The organism is Gilliamella sp. wkB108, assembly GCF_001690195.1.
GTDB lineage: Bacteria > Pseudomonadota > Gammaproteobacteria > Enterobacterales > Orbaceae > Gilliamella > Gilliamella apicola_L.
In genome coordinates, this window is record NZ_LZGM01000071.1 from 1 (window position 1) to 2,215 (window position 2,215).

Here is a 2,215-nt window from a genome sequence, read left to right on the forward strand (position 1 = left end):
ATTAAGTTAGGTGTGAAAGCCCTGGGCTCAACCTAGGAATTGCACTTAAAACTGGTTATCTGGAGTATTGTAGAGGAAGGTAGAATTCCACGTGTAGCGGTGAAATGCGTAGAGATGTGGAGGAATACCGGTGGCGAAGGCGGCCTTCTGGACAGATACTGACGCTGAGATGCGAAAGCGTGGGGAGCAAACAGGATTAGATACCCTGGTAGTCCACGCTGTAAACGATGTCGATTTGGAGTTTGTTGCCTTGAGTGATGGGCTCCGAAGCTAACGCGATAAATCGACCGCCTGGGGAGTACGGCCGCAAGGTTAAAACTCAAATGAATTGACGGGGGCCCGCACAAGCGGTGGAGCATGTGGTTTAATTCGATGCAACGCGAAGAACCTTACCTGGTCTTGACATCCATAGAATTCTGCAGAGATGTGGAAGTGCCTTCGGGAGCTATGAGACAGGTGCTGCATGGCTGTCGTCAGCTCGTGTTGTGAAATGTTGGGTTAAGTCCCGCAACGAGCGCAACCCTTATCCTTTGTTGCCATCGATTAGGTCGGGAACTCAAAGGAGACTGCCGTTGATAAAGCGGAGGAAGGTGGGGACGACGTCAAGTCATCATGGCCCTTACGACCAGGGCTACACACGTGCTACAATGGCGTATACAAAGGGAGGCGACCTCGCGAGAGCAAGCGGACCTCATAAAGTACGTCTAAGTCCGGATTGGAGTCTGCAACTCGACTCCATGAAGTCGGAATCGCTAGTAATCGTGAATCAGAATGTCACGGTGAATACGTTCCCGGGCCTTGTACACACCGCCCGTCACACCATGGGAGTGGGTTGCACCAGAAGTAGATAGCTTAACCTTCGGGAGGGCGTTTACCACGGTGTGGTCCATGACTGGGGTGAAGTCGTAACAAGGTAACCGTAGGGGAACCTGCGGTTGGATCACCTCCTTACGAAGAGCTCGTAAGTGTTCACACAGATTGTTTGTTGATTAAGAAGCGAAATAATAAAGTCCCCTTCGTCTAGAGGCCTAGGACATCGCCCTTTCACGGCGGTAACAGGGGTTCGAATCCCCTAGGGGACGCCATGCAGTAGTGACGGCATTATTCGCAAATAAAGTTATCTTTGTGTTTACTTTAATTGAGTAGACAGAAAGATAAAGCTCTTTAACAATTAGGAACAAGCTGAAAGAAACGAGTTCTCGTTTTTGCGGTAGGCTGATATATGAAGATATGTTAGTTTGCAGTAAGAAAGAGAAAGAAAAGCGTAATGAAAACCAAGACAACTGTGAGTTGTAAGGTTAAGAAATTAAGCGTACACGGTGGATGCCTAGGCATTTAGAGGCGAAGAAGGACGTGTTAATCTGCGAAAAGCGACGGTGAGCCGATAAAAGGCGTTATAGCCGTCGATGTCCGAATGGGGAAACCCAGTGTGGGTAACTGCACTATTGCTTGATGAATACATAGTCAAGTGAGGCGAACCGGGAGAACTGAAACATCTAAGTACCCCGAGGAAAAGAAATCAACCGAGATTCCCCGAGTAGCGGCGAGCGAAAGGGGAGGAGCCCAAAGTGGGAAACATCATGAGTTAGTGGAAGCGTCTGGAAAGTCGCACGATAGAGGGTGAAAGTCCCGTACACGAAGGCACATGGTGTGGAAGCTTGAAGAGTAGGGCGGGACACGTGATATCCTGTCTGAATATGGGGGGACCATCCTCCAAGGCTAAATACTCCTAAATGACCGATAGTGAACCAGTACCGTGAGGGAAAGGCGAAAAGAACCCCGGGAGGGGAGTGAAATAGACCCTGAAACCGTGTACGTACAATCAGTGGGAGCGTATATCATTGGATATATGTGACTGCGTACCTTTTGTATAATGGGTCAGCGACTTATATTCTGTAGCAAGGTTAACCGAATAGGGGAGCCGAAGGGAAACCGAGTATTAACTGTGCGAAAAGTTGCAGGGTATAGACCCGAAACCCGGTGATCTAGCCATGGGCAGGTTGAAGGTTGGTTAACACTAACTGGAGGACCGAACCGACTAATGTTGAAAAATTAGCGGATGACCTGTGGCTGGGGGTGAAAGGCCAATCAAACCGGGAGATAGCTGGTTCTCCCCGAAAGCTATTTAGGTAGCGCCTCATGAGTGACTGTTGGGGGTAGAGCACTGTTTCGGCTAGGGGGCCATCCCGGCTTACCAACCCGATGCAAACTCCGA

1 tRNA gene and 2 rRNA genes are annotated in these 2,215 nt (G+C 49.5%); all 3 read left to right on the top strand.

Annotated features, from left to right (window positions below):
* Window positions 1–951: ribosomal RNA gene (locus A9G11_RS07460) — 16S ribosomal RNA — on the top strand; the annotation flags it as partial.
* A 58-nt stretch (window positions 952–1,009) separates the two neighbouring features.
* Window positions 1,010–1,085: transfer RNA gene (locus A9G11_RS07465), tRNA-Glu, on the top strand.
* A 211-nt stretch (window positions 1,086–1,296) separates the two neighbouring features.
* Window positions 1,297–2,215: ribosomal RNA gene (locus A9G11_RS07470) — 23S ribosomal RNA — on the top strand; the annotation flags it as partial.